This is a genomic window from Phenylobacterium sp. (genome assembly GCF_030693405.1).
Lineage (GTDB): Bacteria > Pseudomonadota > Alphaproteobacteria > Caulobacterales > Caulobacteraceae > Phenylobacterium.
This window is the reverse complement of the sequence record NZ_JAUYAW010000007.1, coordinates 36,758-51,883: the sequence shown is the minus strand read 5'-3', so window position 1 is coordinate 51,883 and position 15,126 is coordinate 36,758. Positions and strand designations below refer to the sequence as shown.

The 15,126-nt window shown below is 66.3% G+C and carries 16 protein-coding genes; 4 read left to right on the top strand and 12 right to left on the bottom strand.

Annotation, left to right across the window (positions count from 1 at the left end):
* Positions 1-55: 55 nt before the first annotated feature.
* The 10 genes from ssb to flbT form a co-directional block, all read right to left on the bottom strand.
* Positions 56-529 (bottom strand): single-stranded DNA-binding protein, encoded by a 474-nt coding sequence (gene ssb, locus Q8N19_RS00650; RefSeq protein WP_305587719.1) that lies wholly within the window; start codon positions 527-529, stop codon positions 56-58.
* Positions 530-628: 99 nt separating this feature from the next.
* Positions 629-1,015 (bottom strand): hypothetical protein, encoded by a 387-nt coding sequence (locus Q8N19_RS00645; protein WP_305587718.1) that lies wholly within the window; start codon positions 1,013-1,015, stop codon positions 629-631.
* A gap of 39 nt (positions 1,016-1,054) precedes the next feature.
* Entirely contained in the window at positions 1,055-1,747 is a 693-nt protein-coding gene (locus tag Q8N19_RS00640) for a hypothetical protein (protein WP_305587717.1), read from the bottom strand.
* A 145-nt stretch (positions 1,748-1,892) separates the two neighbouring features.
* Complete coding sequence (locus tag Q8N19_RS00635; protein WP_305587716.1) at positions 1,893-4,673, bottom strand: hypothetical protein; 2,781 nt, start codon at positions 4,671-4,673, stop codon at positions 1,893-1,895.
* A 147-nt stretch (positions 4,674-4,820) separates the two neighbouring features.
* Complete coding sequence (locus Q8N19_RS00630) at positions 4,821-5,651, bottom strand: flagellin (RefSeq protein WP_305587715.1); 831 nt, start codon at positions 5,649-5,651, stop codon at positions 4,821-4,823.
* Between the two features lie 190 nt (positions 5,652-5,841).
* Entirely contained in the window at positions 5,842-6,111 is a 270-nt protein-coding gene (locus Q8N19_RS00625; protein ID WP_305587714.1) for a flagellar protein FlaG, read from the bottom strand.
* Between the two features lie 147 nt (positions 6,112-6,258).
* Entirely contained in the window at positions 6,259-7,086 is an 828-nt protein-coding gene (locus Q8N19_RS00620; RefSeq protein ID WP_305587713.1) for a flagellin, read from the bottom strand.
* Between the two features lie 297 nt (positions 7,087-7,383).
* Entirely contained in the window at positions 7,384-8,217 is an 834-nt protein-coding gene (locus Q8N19_RS00615; RefSeq protein WP_305587712.1) for a flagellin, read from the bottom strand.
* A 284-nt stretch (positions 8,218-8,501) separates the two neighbouring features.
* Positions 8,502-8,867, bottom strand: coding sequence for a flagellar biosynthesis regulator FlaF (gene flaF / locus Q8N19_RS00610; protein ID WP_305587711.1), 366 nt, complete (start codon positions 8,865-8,867; stop codon positions 8,502-8,504).
* Positions 8,827-9,252, bottom strand: coding sequence for a flagellar biosynthesis repressor FlbT (flbT, locus tag Q8N19_RS00605; RefSeq protein WP_305587710.1), 426 nt, complete (start codon positions 9,250-9,252; stop codon positions 8,827-8,829). The genes flaF and flbT overlap by 41 nt, the downstream gene beginning before the upstream one ends.
* A 197-nt stretch (positions 9,253-9,449) precedes the next feature.
* On the opposite strand from flbT, the gene Q8N19_RS00600 reads away from it, so the two are divergent.
* The 3 genes from Q8N19_RS00600 (at position 9,450) to Q8N19_RS00590 (ending at position 13,140) form a co-directional block, all read left to right on the top strand.
* Positions 9,450-11,255, top strand: coding sequence for a tetratricopeptide repeat protein (locus tag Q8N19_RS00600; RefSeq protein WP_305587709.1), 1,806 nt, complete (start codon positions 9,450-9,452; stop codon positions 11,253-11,255).
* A gap of 155 nt (positions 11,256-11,410) precedes the next feature.
* Positions 11,411-12,280 (top strand): MoxR family ATPase, encoded by an 870-nt coding sequence (locus Q8N19_RS00595; RefSeq protein ID WP_305587708.1) that lies wholly within the window; start codon positions 11,411-11,413, stop codon positions 12,278-12,280.
* An 80-nt stretch (positions 12,281-12,360) separates the two neighbouring features.
* On the top strand, positions 12,361-13,140 hold the full coding sequence (locus Q8N19_RS00590) for a hypothetical protein (RefSeq protein WP_305587707.1): 780 nt from the start codon (positions 12,361-12,363) through the stop codon (positions 13,138-13,140).
* Positions 13,141-13,160: 20 nt separating this feature from the next.
* Here the strand turns inward: Q8N19_RS00590 and Q8N19_RS00585 are convergent, their stop codons facing one another.
* Both Q8N19_RS00585 and Q8N19_RS00580 read right to left on the bottom strand, forming a co-directional pair.
* Positions 13,161-13,532, bottom strand: coding sequence for a hypothetical protein (locus Q8N19_RS00585; RefSeq protein ID WP_305587706.1), 372 nt, complete (start codon positions 13,530-13,532; stop codon positions 13,161-13,163).
* A 14-nt stretch (positions 13,533-13,546) separates the two neighbouring features.
* Positions 13,547-14,359: a universal stress protein gene (locus Q8N19_RS00580; protein ID WP_305587705.1), complete on the bottom strand. Its 813-nt coding sequence runs from the start codon at positions 14,357-14,359 to the stop codon at positions 13,547-13,549.
* Positions 14,360-14,477: 118 nt separating this feature from the next.
* On the opposite strand from Q8N19_RS00580, the gene Q8N19_RS00575 reads away from it, so the two are divergent.
* Positions 14,478-15,122, top strand: a complete 645-nt coding sequence (locus Q8N19_RS00575) for an HD family hydrolase (RefSeq protein ID WP_305587704.1) — start codon at positions 14,478-14,480, stop codon at positions 15,120-15,122.
* Positions 15,123-15,126: the final 4 nt, after the last annotated feature.

Genomic DNA, 15,126 nt, shown 5'->3' with positions numbered 1-15,126 from the left:
CGGCCGGCCCCGTAGGGGACCGGCCGCATTGGCGTCTGCTGGCTGAGAGCCAGGATCAGAAGGGGATTTCGTCGTCCAGGTCGGCGGAGAAGTCCTCCCGGGGGCCAGACGGCTGGCTGCGCGGGCCGCTCGAGGAGAAGCCGCCACCGGAGCCGCCACCCTCGTCGCCATCGCCGCCACGGCCATCGAGCATGGTCAGCTCGCCGCGGAACTTCTGGAGCACGATCTCGGTGGAGTACTTCTCCACGCCGCTCTGGTCGGTCCATTTGCGGGTCTGGATGGCGCCCTCGATATAGACCTTGGAGCCCTTGCGCAGATAGCTCTCGGCCACCTTCACCAGGTTCTCGTTGAAGATCACCACCCGGTGCCACTCGGTGCGCTCCTTGCGCTCGCCCGAGGACCGGTCGCGCCAGGTTTCCGAGGTCGCGATGCGAAGATTGGCCACCCGGTCGCCGGACGACAGGGCGCGGATTTCCGGGTCAGCGCCCAGATTGCCGACCAGAATGACCTTGTTGACGCTGCCCGCCATGTCGATGTCCTTGAAGCTCTCGAAAAATTAAAACCGCAGCGAGCCCTAAGGCTAGCGCCGCAGATCGGCGCGATCAACGCCAATGTTCCACATACGTTCTCATTGCGCCGGCTGCTGCGGCATGGCGCCCGGGATGGCCAGGCGCCCGTCGCCCGTGCGCACGAGGGCCAGATATCGATTCTGCTCCCAGGCGCGAGAGGTGAAGATACCCTCGCGCTGGACGAAGATGAAATTCCCCTGATAGGCGCCCACAAGGGTCCGGGTGGAGCCGCCCATCTGCAGGAACCGGATCCGGATGGCCTCAAGGGCTGCGGCGCAATGCTCGAGGTCTGGCTGGGTCCCGGGGATCTTGTTGTACTTGAGCGCGCCTTCAGGCGTGCGGACCACCTGGTAGCAGACCCCAGGGTCTCCAGGGGGGTAGGTGCGCTTCTGACAGGCGGCGAGCGCGAGGGCGCAGGCGCCCAGAAGGATGGCGGTTCTCAGCATGACCAAATCCTACACGCAGATCGCCGCCGGGGCGAAGCCTCAACCGATCGGCGCGATAGCGCAGCCCGCGCCCTGCTCCGCCAGGGTGCGGAAGCGCCGGTTGTCGGCCGAGACCTCCACCCGACCTGGCACCAGACGCAGGGTCTGCTGCATCCAGCGGCCATAGGTGGCCCCGCCAGGGGATTCGCAGCGCCCGGCGAACAGGGCCTGGACGCAGGCGTTGAGGGTCAGGTCGCCAGGCAGGCGACGCCATTCGGCGTCGGTATAGCGCCAGCAGGCGCCGGCCGGGGCGGCCTGAGCGGCGGTTTCAGTGGCCGACGGCGCGGCCGCCTCGCGAGGCGCCGTAGCGGCGGGCGTCACCGTCTCCACCGGCGGCGGCAGCGGGGTTAGCACGGTGCCCGCTGCATCGGCCGCGGCCAGGGCGCCGGTCTCATCGACCCCGACATCGAGGGCGCCGGTGGCGACGCCATTGCGCTGTGCGCATTCGCTCAGCGTCACCTCGCCCACGAACTGACCGCCAACGAAGCAACGCAGCGGTCTGGCGGGATCAAGGCGGCCGTCGTCCATCTCGGTGGTCTCGACCACAAGGCCCGCCTTGGAGGCTGGCGGATCCTCAGCCGGCTCATCACCGCCGCGCGCCAGCAGGCCTACGGCGATGCCCATGCCCGCCAGCAGGGCCAGCGCCCCGCCAACGAGGGACAGCACAACGCGACGGTCGTTCAGGAAGTCCATGGGGCCTCGCACGCGGGGATTCCTGCCAAAGACCACATCGGGGACCCAAACGCCCCGATAAAATTGCGATCCTGGCCCGCGCAGGACCGGCCTGCACGATCACGGGCGGCTCTAGACCGACCGTGCGAAGGTTTCAAGAAGGCCCCTACCCGCCGCCGGTAAGCCGATCCAGCGCCGCCTGATAGTTGGCGATCCTGGCGGTCATATAGGCCGGCGCCTGGCCGGTGCTGGCGGCCTGCCGCTGGGCCAGCACGCTCTTGGGCGTGGCCGCGTCGCGCAGGTCGGTATAGATCTTGCGGATCACGCCCTGGGCCTGGGTCAGCTCGGAGATGGCGTGCCTGACCTGCTCGGGACTGCTCAGATTGATCTTCGAGTGAAGTCCCAGGCCGTAGAAGTTGGCCTTGCCATCGGCCGCAACTGTCTTGCCATCCTCGATCTTGCTGGCCCGGATCACGCCTTCCTTGAGCCCCAGGATCGACAGGGCGTCCTGGCCCGCCGCCGCCGGCGTCAGCTCGATCACCGAGCGGTCGTTCAGAGGCTTGATCTGCAGGCGACGCACGCCGTCGGTGACGGCGGTGTCCACCTTGACCTGAAAGCCGGTCGCCCGGCGGATCTTGAGCATCAGGCTCTCAAGCGTCTCATCCACGGCGATAGAGATGGCCTTTGGCCGGCCGCCATTGACCGCGATGTTGAACTGGTCGCCAGCCCGAAGCGCGCTGACCGCGGTCAGCTTGGAGGAGCCGCTGAAGCTGAGCTCGCCGGTGGGCAGACCCAGCCGATCGAGGACGCTGGCGCCCTGCTGGGCGATGGCGATGGAGCCGGGGACGGCGTGTCCGTCCTTGCCGGTGAACTGTTGAGACCAGGCCACTGCGCCAGCGGCCACATCCAGGCGCGCCAGGAAACCATCGGCCTTGCCCATGGCCGCGAGGTCCGGCAGGGCTCCGCCCGCCTGACCGGTTATCCAGACCTGGCCATTGGAGACGGCGAGGCCGGCGGCCCTGTCGTCCCCTGCCCCGCCATAATAGGCCACGGCGTCGCCGGGGGTCGTCGAGAGGTCGGCCGAAATCTGGGCGGCGAAGGCGTCGACGCCCCCCGCATGGGCCCGCGTCACGGTCCCGGCGTCCAGCGCCGCATTGCGGGTCGAACCCGCGATCACCAGTTGGCCCCCGTCCAGCGCCAGTCCCGTGATGGAGCCACCCTGGAGATCGCCCAGATCGCGCATGGCGGTCTGAACCGGCGCGCCGCTGGAGATGTCGAAACGGCGCACCACGGCGCGGCCATCCTCGACGCTGGCGGTGACCAGGGCGTTTCCATCAAGGACGAGACCCGCAGGCCGGTCGTCCGCCGCCGTGCCGAAGCTCTGGGTGAACAGGGCCTGGGGTTCGCCCTTGGCGTTGACGCTGAAGCCTTCCACATAGGAGTCCCAACCGCCGAGCGCAGTAGTTCCCGGCATGGTCGATTTGGACCGGCCGGCCACATAGACCTTGCCGTCGGGTCCGAAGGTGATCTGGCTGGCCTCGTCCTCCATGCGCGCGCCGCGACGGGCGGTCCAGAGCTCCTCGCCCTTGGCGTTGAACACCGTGACGAAGCTGTCGCTCTTGTCGGCCAGGGCCGCCGAGGTGCTGGAGTTCAGCGGGCCGTCCACGGCGCCGTTCAGTCCGCCGGTCACCGAACCCGCCACCGCCACCTGACCATCGGCGGAAACGGCCAGAGCCAGACCTTTGGCGTCGTCGGCCGCGCCCAGAACGCGGGTGTAGAGCAGATTGCCGGCGGAATCGTACTTCATCAGGGCGACGTCGCGCGCGCCCTTGATCGCCTGACCACCCGCCGGGCCGGTGATATCGGCCAGCACATAGACGGAGCCATCGCTGCCTACCTGGGTGGCGCGGACGGTCTCGATGGCGCCCTCAAGAGGTTTGGCGAAGATGCGCCCCTCGACCCAGTTGGCCTCGCCGGTGGGCTGCAACGGCGCCGGCACCACGCCGGCCTCGGTCTGGAACTTGAGGAGCTGATTGACCAGGACGCCGTCCTTGGTTTCGGGCTTGCCGTCCGGATCGGGGTCACCGACCTTCTGCGTCAGATAGACGGCTGGCGCCGTGTCCACCGCCTGGAAGGTGACCTTCTCGGTGATGTCGGTCTTGATCTTCATGGCCCACTGATCGGGGGCCGGAGCCAGTTTGATGGTCTTGCCGCCCGACTGATAGGAGCGCTCGGCGCCAGGAATCCGCTCCTGGGCGAATCGCGTCGTGACGCCAGCGGCTTCGAGCTTGGCGTTGATGTGATTGATCACATTGGGGAGGGTGCGGGTCTGGGCGCCCATCTCCGCCAGATCGATCTGGACCGTCTGGCTCGAATTGATCTGCTGGACAGCGATGTTGAAGCGGACGTCGCCTGCGAAGGCGGGCACGGCGCTGTCGGCGACGCCCGTGACCAGGGGCGCGGTGACATACTCGGTCTTGGCCCGGGCGATGCCGATCGCTGCGCGGGAGGTGTCGGACACTTCGGCGAAGCCGAGCCGGACCTTTTCGAAGGCGGCGGTGTCCACATAGCCGGCCACCTCGGCCATGCCCTTGTTGAAGGCTGCGAGGATGCGCGACGAATCAAAGCTGGTCAGGTTCTTGGCGTTGGCGCGCTCAGCCAGGGCGGTCAGCGTTCCCAGCCCCTGATAGAGGGCGAAGAGTTTCTTGTAGTCTGAGCTCGCTCCGGAGAGATCAAGGCTCGCGGCGCCCTCATCGATGAGCTTGCCGCCCTGAAGAGCCGTCTTCAGCAGGGCTGAGGTGTCGGCGGGCTTCGCCTGGGGTGACCAGGGCGCCGTCGGCGCATACTTGGTCGCGACTCCAGTCCCCCCGCTGCTCGACGCGCCGCCGAGCCCGGTGAGCTTGGACTGGTAGTAGTTCACCAGCAGGTTGGAATCGAAGCCGATCAAGGGGTCCCCCTCACAGGCAGGCGCCTGCGCGCCTATGATCAGGCCTGCGGAGCTTACAGGGGGTTAAGGCCTACAGACGAAGTGAGCCCGGACCAGGCCTGTGGTCCGGGCTCATTTCGACGCCCCGTGTAGAACTCTGAATGGGTGTTAGCGGAAGAGCGACAGGATGACCTGCGGCGCCTCATTGGCGATGGACAGGGCCTGGGCGCCCAGCTGCTGCTGGACCTGAAGGGCCTGCAGGCGCGCGCTCTCCTTGGCCAGGTCGGCGTCCACCAGATTGCCGACGCCAGACGTCAGCACGTCGGTCAGCTTGGAGACGAACTTGTTGTGCGCCTCGATCTGCTTGGCCTGGGCGCCGAGGCTGCCCAGCGACTGGTTCACATTGGCGATCGAGGCGTCCAGCTGTGTCAGGATGCCCGCCGCCAACGTAGAAGTGGTGATCGAGGCCGTCGCAGCCATGGTGATGATGGCCCCGCCCAGAGACATGTTCTGGGTCGAGAGCGTGATGTAGGCGTTGGCGTCGGCGTTGGCGAGGAAGCGGATCGAGCCTGCCACGGAGCCGTCCAGGATGTTGGCGCCGTCAAACTCCGAGTTTTCAACCACCTGAGTGATCTGGCGGAGGATCGACTTGAAGTCGGAGTTGAGCGCCGTGCGCGAGGACGCGTCCAGCGATGTGTCCATCGCCGCGACGACCTTTTCCTTCAACTGCACCAGCAGGTCGGACACCGACTCGCCGGCGGCCATGGAGACCTCGGAAATCGACTGAGCCCGGTTCAGGCTCATCTTCACCGCGCCGAGAGCGCCGATGTCGGCCCGCTGCCCCTGAGCGATGGACCAGACCGAAGCGTTATCCTTGGCGTTGCCGATCTTGAGGCCGGTGCTGATGCGGTTCTGAACTCCCGACAGCTCGTCGTTCGTGCGGTTCAGATTCTGCAGTGCGACCAACGCAGACTTGTTGGTGTGAACACTGATCGCCATGGCCCGGACCTCCTTCATCGTCCGCCGCCCGCCTCGCCTCATGGGACGAGTCGCGGGTTGCTGTTCGAAGGGCAAGCTATGGAATCATGGTGTCTAGATGGTTAACGCGCAAACGCCTGCGGCCGCCTCGGCGGACCGAGACGGTTGAAACGACTCATCTTCTTCAGACCCGGCGCGCCGGACCTGCGGGTCAGACCTGGGTGCTCACCACGTCGCCGACTTCGTACTCAGGCCGGTCGCGCATCTTGAGGACCTCTTCCCGGGGGATCTGCGAGATCACCTCGCCGGTGTGTCGATCAACGGTCTTGTAGACATAGGCGCCGACGGCGGCGTCTTCCTCGATGATCAATCTGAGATCGGCCTGTTCGGACTTGGGGGCGGGTCGCGGAGCGACTTCCGGTGCGGTCCTGGTCGCCTGGGGCGTGGGCCGCTCGAAGCTGGCTCTGTTCGTGGCCGCCACAGCCGCCACTCTGTTTTCCATACTGTCGTGACCGGGACCTTTCTGTCGCCGGCCTCCCTGCTAGAGGACCGACGCCGACGGAGAGGTCGCCCTCCCCGCCGGCCTCGGCCAGCCCCGGACGCCAGGCGCCCGGGGCTGGTAAGCGGATTAACGGAACAGGCCCAGCAGCGAGGAGCTGGAGCTGTTGGCGATGGACAGGGCCTGAATGCCCAGCTGCTGCTTGGTCTGCAGCGACTGGAGACGGGCGCTTTCCTTGGCCAGGTCGGCGTCGACGAGGTTGCCCACGCCGGCGTCGATCGTGTCCTGCAGCTTGCTCACGAAGGAGAAGTGCGAGGACAGAGCCTTGGACCCGGTGCCGAGCTTGGACAGGGCCGAGGACACGTTGGCGATCGAGGTGTTGACCGTGGCGATCATGGCCGCGGCCGTGGTCTGGGTGCCGATCGAGGCCGTGGCCGAAACGGTCACGTTGGCGCCGCCGAGCGCAAGGCTCTGGGCCGCCACAGTGATCTTGTTCACGCCATCGGCCGAAGCGAGGGCCGCGACGGTGGTCGGGGTGGTGGCCTTGATCATGTTGGCGCCGTTGAACTCGGCGTTGTTCACGACCTTCGCCAGCTGGTCGCGCAGGGCCTTGAAGTCATCGTTCAGGGCCGTGCGGCTGGCGGCGTCCAGAGTGGTGTCGGAAGCGGCCAGGGCCTTTTCCTTCATCTGGAGCAGGGTGTCGGAGATGCTCTCGCCGGCCGAAAGGGCCACGTCCACCGTCGAGATCGAGCGCTGGAGGGAGTCCTTGACCGCATTCAGGGCGCCGGAGTTCGAACGCTGGTTCTGGGCGATGGCCCAAACGGCGCCGTTGTCCTTGGCGCTGGCGACCTTCAGGCCCGTATTGATACGGTTCTGAACTTCACCGAGCTGGCCGCTGGTCTTGTTGAGGTTCTGCAGGGCGACCATCGCCCCGATGTTGGTGTTAACGCTATTCATGCGCCTAGGTCCTTGTTCTTAAGGAAGCCGGCCGTCGTTTTGACCGCCGTGGGCGTTTTGCCCGGACCATAGGGCAGCAACGGACGCGCCAAGTCGCCTTGGCGGGAAGGCCGCTCTCAAATATCTGGAATCATTGCGTTATAGGGGCGTTAGGCACGTTTTGGCCCGGCAGTTTCTGCCGACCGCCAAAATGCCCGGTAATTTCTGCCGAGCGCAACCCGGCAAAAATCGCCGGGCGCGACCTGCCCGGTGAAAAGTCTGCCGGGCGACGCGAGCGCGCCGCCCGGCCTCAAGACGTTAACGGAACAGCGACAGGATCGTACCCGACGACTGGTTGGCGATGGACAGGGCCTGGATGCCCAGCTGCTGCTTCGTCTGCAGCGACTGGAGCTTGGCGCTCTCCTTGGCCAGGTCCGCATCGACCAGGTTGCCGACCCCGGCGTCGATGGAGTCTTGCAGCTTGCCGACGAACTCCATGTGCGAGCTCAGCGCCTTGGATCCGGTGCCGAGCTTGGACAGTGCGGCCGAGACGTTGGCGATTGAGGTGTTGATCGTCGCGATCATCGCCGCAGCCGTCGTCTGGGTTCCGATGGAGGCCGTCGCCGCAATCGTCACATTGCCGCCGCCAAGCGCCAGGTTCTGCGCCGCCACCGTGATCTTGTTCACCCCATCGGAGCTGGCGAGCGCCGCGACCGTGGTCGGGGTGGTCGCCGTGATCATGTTGGCGCCGTTGAACACGGCGTTGGTGACCACCTTGGTGATCTGGTCGCGCAGGGCCTTGAAGTCATCATTCAGGGCCGTGCGGCTGGCCGCATCCAGGGTGGTGTCGGAGGCCGCGAGAGACTTCTCCTTCATCTGCAGGAGCAGATCGGAGACGCTCTCCCCCGCCGACAGGGCCACGTCCACGGTCGAGATCGACCGGGAAAGCGATTCCTTGACGGCGTTCAGCGCGCCGGAGTTGGACCGCTGGTTCTGAGCGATCGCCCAGATGGCCCCGTTGTCCTTGGCGCTGCCGACCTTCAGGCCGGTGTTGATCCGGTTCTGAGTGGTGTTGAGGTCCGTATTCGTCTTGTTAAGGTTCTGAAGCGCCACCATGGCGCCGACATTGGTGTTGACCGAATTCATCGGCATGGCCTTGTCCTTCCATTCTGGTCGGGTACCCGGCGATTTTTCACCGGAGAGCCTTTGTTGGCTCGCGTGAGGCGTCGCAATTGGCGCGCCAAGGGCGCCCAGGTCCGAGCGCTCAGTAAACGCCTGATTCACCTAGACTTTTCATGGGCGGGAAACCACGCCCCAACCGTTCTGGGCAGGAATCGCCCAGTCAAATCTGCCGGGGCGGCAGGAACGGCGGCGCATACGAAAAAGGCCCGGAGCGGGGCCGGGCCTTCAATCGGTTCAGTAGGACTGGAGCCTGGTCAGGCGGCCTCGGCCGCCGAGGGCGATAGCCCCTGCATGATGATTCGGTTCACATCGATCAGGGCCTCGAAGTCATCCTCGCGACGGATCACGGCGCTGGTGTGCTTCTGGACCCAGATGCTGAGCGAAATGATCTGCGCCCGCAGGGCCTCAGGCAGGCCATTGTCGGTATGGGCACAGTCGTCCCCCAGCGCGATCCATAGCCGCCGGTTCCAATCCAGGGCGTCGGCGCGGGTCCCGAAGTCGAAGGGATCGGCCTTGGACGCCTCGATGAGCGCACGAGTCACCTGGGCGAAAAGGCGGTATTCCGCCTCGCGCGGGGATTCAGCTCTCTGCGCCGCCTGTTGGTAGGCTCGTAGGGACATTACCGAACACCTCGTCCTCGTAGTCGATAAGTTTCCGGCACAGCATGAGCGCCTTATAGTATTCTCGGGTCATGGCGTGCTTGGAGATGGAGACGCACTCTGCGAGCACCGCAGGGTTCCGGACGGCGCTCATGAACTCCGAAAGCCGCCGGACAAATTCATCGTAGTAACGCTCGGCGCCCGCCTCATCGAGATACATCATCATGACAGGGAAATACACGCGCCGCGCCGGCGTCGTCACCTCGTCCTGCTGCATGATGTCCTTCTCACGAAGAACAGACGCCTTGTTCTGGAGCACCAGGGTCCCGCGACGATCGCCATTCTGAACGACAGCGCCGTTAAGAACGAACTTCTCGCCCGGTTTCAGCGACAGCTTGAGCGGCAATGCTCGACCCCCAATTACGCGCCCCGACGCGTTGAGCCCAGACTGGCCGTCATCAAGGCGGCGCAGCGGACAGGCCCAAGCTAGGCGGGGACTGTTAACGAGCCCTTGCTGGCCCTGCGACGGAAGGCCGCGCTTAAGCAAGAGGTAACCATAATGGACCGAAGCATCGCTTTGTTCACCCAGGAAATGGAGTCGGGATGACGCGCCCCAGCCGGACCAGCGAAACCTCGGCCATCGCCCTCTCGGCCGCCCAGGCTGGACCGACCTCTCCCGGCCGCGCGGCCGACGCCATGGGAACGGCCGGGTCCCAGGACGCCCTGCGACGGCTGAACGCCGCCATCAGCGAACTGAAGGCCCTGTCCGTGGAGCCCCTGCTCAACCGGGCGGTGACCGCCCTGGAGGCTGAAGACCACGAGACAGGCGGTCGCCTGGCCATCCAGGCCCTGGAGCAGGACGAGCGGAATGGCTTCGCCTGGTACCTGCTGGCCATCGCCCGGGAACGGGCGGGCGACTTCACCAGCTCCATCACCTGCTATGAATCGGCTCTGGCCCTGCTGCCCAACCAGGCCGACGTCGCCAATGACCTCGGCCGCCTGGCTTTTCGCATGGGCATGAAGGTCGAGGCCGAGAAGCTCTTCCGCCACTTCCTCGCCGCCAAGCCGAACCATCCGGAGGGGGCCAACAACCTGGCCTGCGCCATCCGGGATCAGGACCGCGCCGAGGAAGCCATTGAGATCCTCCGGCCGGCCATCGAGGCCAATCCCACCGCGGCCATGCCATGGAACACCTTGGGGACCATCGTCACCGAACAAGGGGATTTGGAGGCGGCGCACACCTTCTTTGATGAGGCGCTGCGGCTGCAGCCCAACTTCCCCAAGGCTCAGTACAACAGGGGCAATGTTCGCCTGTCCCTGGGCCGGCCGGAGGAGGCCCTCGCCGACTGCGACATCGCCCTGGCGGGAACCATAGCCCAGGATGAACGCCAGATGATGCGTCTGTCGCGGTCCACCATCCTGATGGAGCTGGGCCGCACCGCCGAAGGCTGGGCGGACTATGAGGCGCGCCTGCACCCGCAGTTCGCCGACCGCACGCAGTTTCAGTCGCCCGGCGCGCCGTGGACCCCGGAGACCGACCTGAACGGCCGCTCGCTGCTGGTCTTCGGCGAGCAGGGCCTGGGCGATGAGGTGATGTTCGCAAACCTCATCCCTGAGGTCATCGAGGCCCTGGGCCCCAAGGGGCGTCTGACCCTGGCGGTGGAGCCCCGCCTGATCCCCCTGTTCCAACGCAGCTTCCCCAGCGCCCGGGTGGGCGGCCACGCGACCTATGCCGTGGGGGGACGGACCGTGCGGGTGGCGCCCTTCCTGGCCGAAGACGAGGCGCTGGATTACTGGGCGCCTATGGGGTCCCTGCTGCGACGCTTCCGACCCACGGTGGACTCGTTTCCGCCTCGCCCTGGCTTTCTGACGCCGGCCCCCGATCGGGTGGCCCATTGGCGCGAGGCGTTGAAGCAGGCGCCGGCCGGCCTGAAGGTGGGGCTTCTCTGGAAGAGCGGCCTGATGAACGGGGCCCGCCGACGCTACTTCTCCCCCTTCGAGGCCTGGGCTGAGGTGCTCGCGGTTCCGGGCGTCAGCTTCGTCAACCTGCAGTATGGCGATTGCGCCGCTGAGCTCGACCAGGCCCGGCGGGAGATGGGGGTGGAAATCTGGACGCCCCCCGGGATCGATCTGAAGCAGGACCTGGACGACATCGCCGCCCTCACCTGCGCCCTGGATCTGGTGGTCGGGTTCCCCAATGCGACTGTGAACCTGGCCGGCGCCTGCGGCGCCAGCGCCTGGATCACCTCGGCGCCTGGTGCCTGGCCCAGGCTGGGGAGCGACCACTACCCCTGGTACCCGCAGATGCGCGTCTTCACCGCCAGCGCCCTGGGCGACTGGGCGCCGATGCTGTCCGAGATGGCTATGGCCCTGGGCCAGTCGGGCGGCCCCGACCTGCGCCGCGTCTAACCACCGGGGAGGCCTATTCCGGCGGCGGGCGCGCCTTGCCGGCCCTTCAGATGCTCAAGCCGCTTGAATGTCCCGCGCCGCCCTTTAGGTTGGCGTCAGTTGAAACATTTGTTCGAACGCGGGCCGCATTGAACCCGCGGACATTGGGAGCTCATATGGCCGAGCGTTTCGAAGGCACAGACGATTACGTCGCCACCGAGGATCTGAAGGTCGCCGTCAACGCGGCCGTCGCGCTGGAACGTCCCCTTCTGATCAAGGGCGAGCCCGGCACCGGCAAGACCGTGCTGGCCTACGAGATCGCCAAGGCGCTCGACGCCGAACTGATCACCTGGCACATCAAGTCGACGACCAAGGCCCACCAGGGGCTTTATGAATACGACGCCGTCACCCGTCTGCGCGACAGCCAGCTGGGCGATGAGCGGGTCAAGGACGTCAAGAACTACATCAAGAAGGGCAAGCTCTGGGAAGCCTTCGACGCCCCCAAGCGCCCCGTGCTGCTGATCGACGAGATCGACAAGGCCGACATCGAATTCCCCAACGACCTCCTGCAGGAGCTCGATCGGATGGAATTCTACGTCTACGAGACCAATGAGACGATCAAGGCGGCGATCCGCCCCATCGTGATCATCACCTCGAACAACGAGAAGGAACTGCCCGACGCCTTCCTGCGCCGCTGCTTCTTCCACTACATCCGCTTCCCCGACGCCGACACGATGAACCAGATCGTCGAGGTCCACTATCCCGGGATCAAGCAGAAGTTGGTCGCCGAGGCCCTGCGCATCTTCTACGACATGCGCAAGGTGCCGGGCCTGAAGAAGAAGCCGTCGACCTCTGAGCTGCTCGACTGGCTTAAGCTGCTGATGGTCGAAGACATCGACGCTGAAGCGCTCAAGGAACGCGACCCCACCAAGCTGATCCCGCCGCTGCATGGCGCCCTGCTGAAGAACGAGCAGGACGTGCATCTGTTCGAGCGCCTGGCCTTCCTGGCGCGGCGCGAGGGCGCGGGCTCCCGTCCGGGACAGTAGGCTCAAGCTTACCGCGATTTCACTCGACCTGCCGGTCGCTCCCGTACACCGTCACGACCATGGCGTACGGGAGCTTCCGGATGAAAACTTTTCTCATGGCCGGCGCGGCGGGCGCCCTGCTCACTCTGTCGGGCTGCGCTCAGCCGCCGGTGTCCGCCATCACCACCGGCCGTCTTGATTGCCCTGAGACCAAGGGTCAGCTGACCCGGGTCAGCGCCGCGGAGGACGGACAATCCTGCCGCTATCGCACCGCCGACGGCGCCGATATGGAGCTGCGGCTGGTGCCCGTCGAGGGTGGGCCGAAGGCCACGCTGGAGCGGCTAGAAGCCCAACTCGCCAGTCTGGCGGCGACTCAGCCGGCCCCTGCGACCGAAGCCTCGAACACGGCGGAGAGCAGCGAGACCGCCGCCCTGGCCGCCAGCACCTTGGCTCAGGCAGAGGCCGATGTGGCGGGCGAGGGCACAACCAGTGTCCGCGCGCCCGGGACCAAGATCGATTCAGGACCTGAATCGGTCAACATCACCCTGCCTGGCCTGAAGATCGACGCCAGCGAGGACCAGGCGCAGGTCAAGATCGGCCCTATCAACATTGACGCCTCAGAGGACGGGGCCACCGTGCGGATTTACCGCGAGGTCCGTCTACGGGGCGAGTCCCTGTCGCGGGAGCGTCGCGGCGTTCGGGCCACCTACATTCTGGCTGACGGCCGGCAAGCCAGCGGGGCGACCTATGTAGGCCTTGAGGCTGGCGGCCCCAAGACCGGTCCGCTGGTGGTGGCCATCGTCTCGGCGGCTACGGAAGGCGAAGAGGCCGAAATCCTCGACGACATCCAGGATCTCGTGCGCGAGAACGGCGGGGTCTGAGGGACCCCGCCGCGCAGGCCTCAGGCGGCGACGACTTCCATCACCTTGTAGGTCAGCGGCCGGCCGTCATCATCGGTGACCGTGACATACTCGCCCAGCGCAAAGCGATGCTCGCCCAGGCGGTGCACCGGCTCATCGTCATCGGTATCGGCGGAGTCATAGTCGAAGAACCAGTGCTTGCCCCGCCTGGCCAGCCGGCCATCGGCCGGCGGCTCGTCGGGCGCAAAGCGGCGAACGACACATTGCGCCTTCTTCTCGGCATAGGCGGCTTCATCCAGGAAGCCATCGGCGGTCAGCGGCGCAGTGAGCGCGTAGCCGCGATGATCGTCGCCGCCGGCGAACTCCGTGCCGGGATTGCGGGCGAGACGCATGACGATGCGTGAAAGGGTCATGATCGACCTCGTACTCAGTGGGACAGGAACAGGGACGGCGAGTCCGCCGCCAGGAGCGAACGGGTGGTGCCGCCGAAGATGAATTCTTGCAGGCGCGGATGGCCAAAGGCGCCGGCCACCAGAATGTCGGCGCCCGCCTTCTGGGCGGCGTAGAGCAGCATGGGCGCCGCCTCCCCGGAATCCGGCAGCATCTCAAACTCTGCGCTCACCCCGCGGGCGGCGTAGTAGGCTTGCAGGCGCGCCGGATCGAGCGCGCGAGTGGTCGCCCGCGGCGCCGTGAGGATCACCACCTTGCTGGCCTTCTGCAGAAGGGGGACCGCCTGCCGCGCCGCGCGCGAGGCCTCCTTGCCGCCATCCCAGGCCACAGCGACGACGCCGCCGATCTTCAAGCCCGGACGAGCGATGATGACGGGTCGTTGTTCGTCGGCCAGAACCTCCTGAAAGGCTTCGGCCAGGGGGCCACGGCCACGCCCTGGCTCGTCGGAGAAGATCACCACGTCCGACAGGCGGCTCTCAGCCGACAGGTTCGCCCAGACCGGTGTTTGCAAGGCGAGAAAGCTCTTAGCCTCATAGGCCAGGGCCGCGACAGAGGCGCGGGCCTTCTTCTCACCAACGGCGGCGGCTTCTTTCAGGGATTCCAGTGCGGTGGCCTGAACCCCGCCCATGAAGCCCTCGCCCATCCACGGCATGACATCGGCCACATCCGCCGGCGTGTAGACGCCCGCCAGTTCCGCGCCGAAGGCTGCGGCCACGTGGGCGCCGGCCTCGAGCACGACCTGGTCTCCCTCGCCGCCTGACAGCGGCGCCATGATTTTCGCCCAGCTCATTTGCGTCCCTTTTCCTCTAGCGCCGATGATGCGTCCTGCGTTCGAACCGTGCATTGATCTTTGCCAATCTCGCGGCGGTCCGACGCCTTGACCGTAGCACTGTGGAAGGAACGCCTTGATGAGGAAAGGGCTGCGTCGAAAGCCCCTGGAACCGCGGGCCTGGCAGCGGATGCTGTCGGGGCGCCGCCTCGACCTGCTCGACCCCTCCCCCATGGATATCGAGGTCGAGGATATCGCCCACGGTCTGGCGCGGGTCGCCCGCTGGAACGGCCAGACGGTGGGCGAGCACGCCTTTTCCGTCGCGCAACACTCCATCATCGTCGAGGAGATCGTCGCGCATCTGCAGCCCGACATCGAACCGCGCTGGCGCCTGGCGGCCCTGCTGCATGATGCGGCCGAATATGTGATCGGCGACATGATCTCGCCGTTCAAGTCCGCCCTGGGCCTCGACTACAAGGTCTTTGAGGAGCGTCTGGAAACCGCCATCCATGTTCGCTTCGGCCTGCCGGCCAAGTCCCCGGCCTGGGTCAAGACGCTGATCAAGCGGGCCGACCACGCCTGCGCCTATTTCGAGGCGACCCAGCTGGCGGGCTTCGAGGCCCACGAGGCCCTGGAATTCTTCGGCGCGCCGCCGAAGGGCTACGATCTGCGCATCGAACCGCAGACAGCGTCTGTCGCGCAGGCGCGCTATGTTCAGCGCTATCATGTGCTTTCAGAGGCCGCGGGATTCGCCCCGGCCGACGCGGCCTTCGACACGGAGTAGCCAG

Coding starts and splice junctions, on each gene's coding strand:
- Q8N19_RS00580 (WP_305587705.1), bottom strand. CDS start 14,359: ATGAGCTGGGCGAAAATCATGGCGCCGCTGTCAGGCGGCGAGGGAGAC.
- Q8N19_RS00585 (WP_305587706.1), bottom strand. CDS start 13,532: ATGACCCTTTCACGCATCGTCATGCGTCTCGCCCGCAATCCCGGCACG.
- Q8N19_RS00575 (WP_305587704.1), top strand. CDS start 14,478: ATGAGGAAAGGGCTGCGTCGAAAGCCCCTGGAACCGCGGGCCTGGCAG.
- Q8N19_RS00600 (WP_305587709.1), top strand. CDS start 9,450: ATGACGCGCCCCAGCCGGACCAGCGAAACCTCGGCCATCGCCCTCTCG.
- Q8N19_RS00590 (WP_305587707.1), top strand. CDS start 12,361: ATGAAAACTTTTCTCATGGCCGGCGCGGCGGGCGCCCTGCTCACTCTG.
- flaF (WP_305587711.1), bottom strand. CDS start 8,867: ATGTCCCTACGAGCCTACCAACAGGCGGCGCAGAGAGCTGAATCCCCG.
- Q8N19_RS00595 (WP_305587708.1), top strand. CDS start 11,411: ATGGCCGAGCGTTTCGAAGGCACAGACGATTACGTCGCCACCGAGGAT.
- Q8N19_RS00620 (WP_305587713.1), bottom strand. CDS start 7,086: ATGAATAGCGTTAACACCAACATCGGGGCGATGGTCGCCCTGCAGAAC.
- Q8N19_RS00640 (WP_305587717.1), bottom strand. CDS start 1,747: ATGGACTTCCTGAACGACCGTCGCGTTGTGCTGTCCCTCGTTGGCGGG.
- Q8N19_RS00645 (WP_305587718.1), bottom strand. CDS start 1,015: ATGCTGAGAACCGCCATCCTTCTGGGCGCCTGCGCCCTCGCGCTCGCC.
- Q8N19_RS00630 (WP_305587715.1), bottom strand. CDS start 5,651: ATGGCGATCAGTGTTCACACCAACAAGTCTGCGTTGGTCGCACTGCAG.
- Q8N19_RS00615 (WP_305587712.1), bottom strand. CDS start 8,217: ATGCCGATGAATTCGGTCAACACCAATGTCGGCGCCATGGTGGCGCTT.
- ssb (WP_305587719.1), bottom strand. CDS start 529: ATGGCGGGCAGCGTCAACAAGGTCATTCTGGTCGGCAATCTGGGCGCT.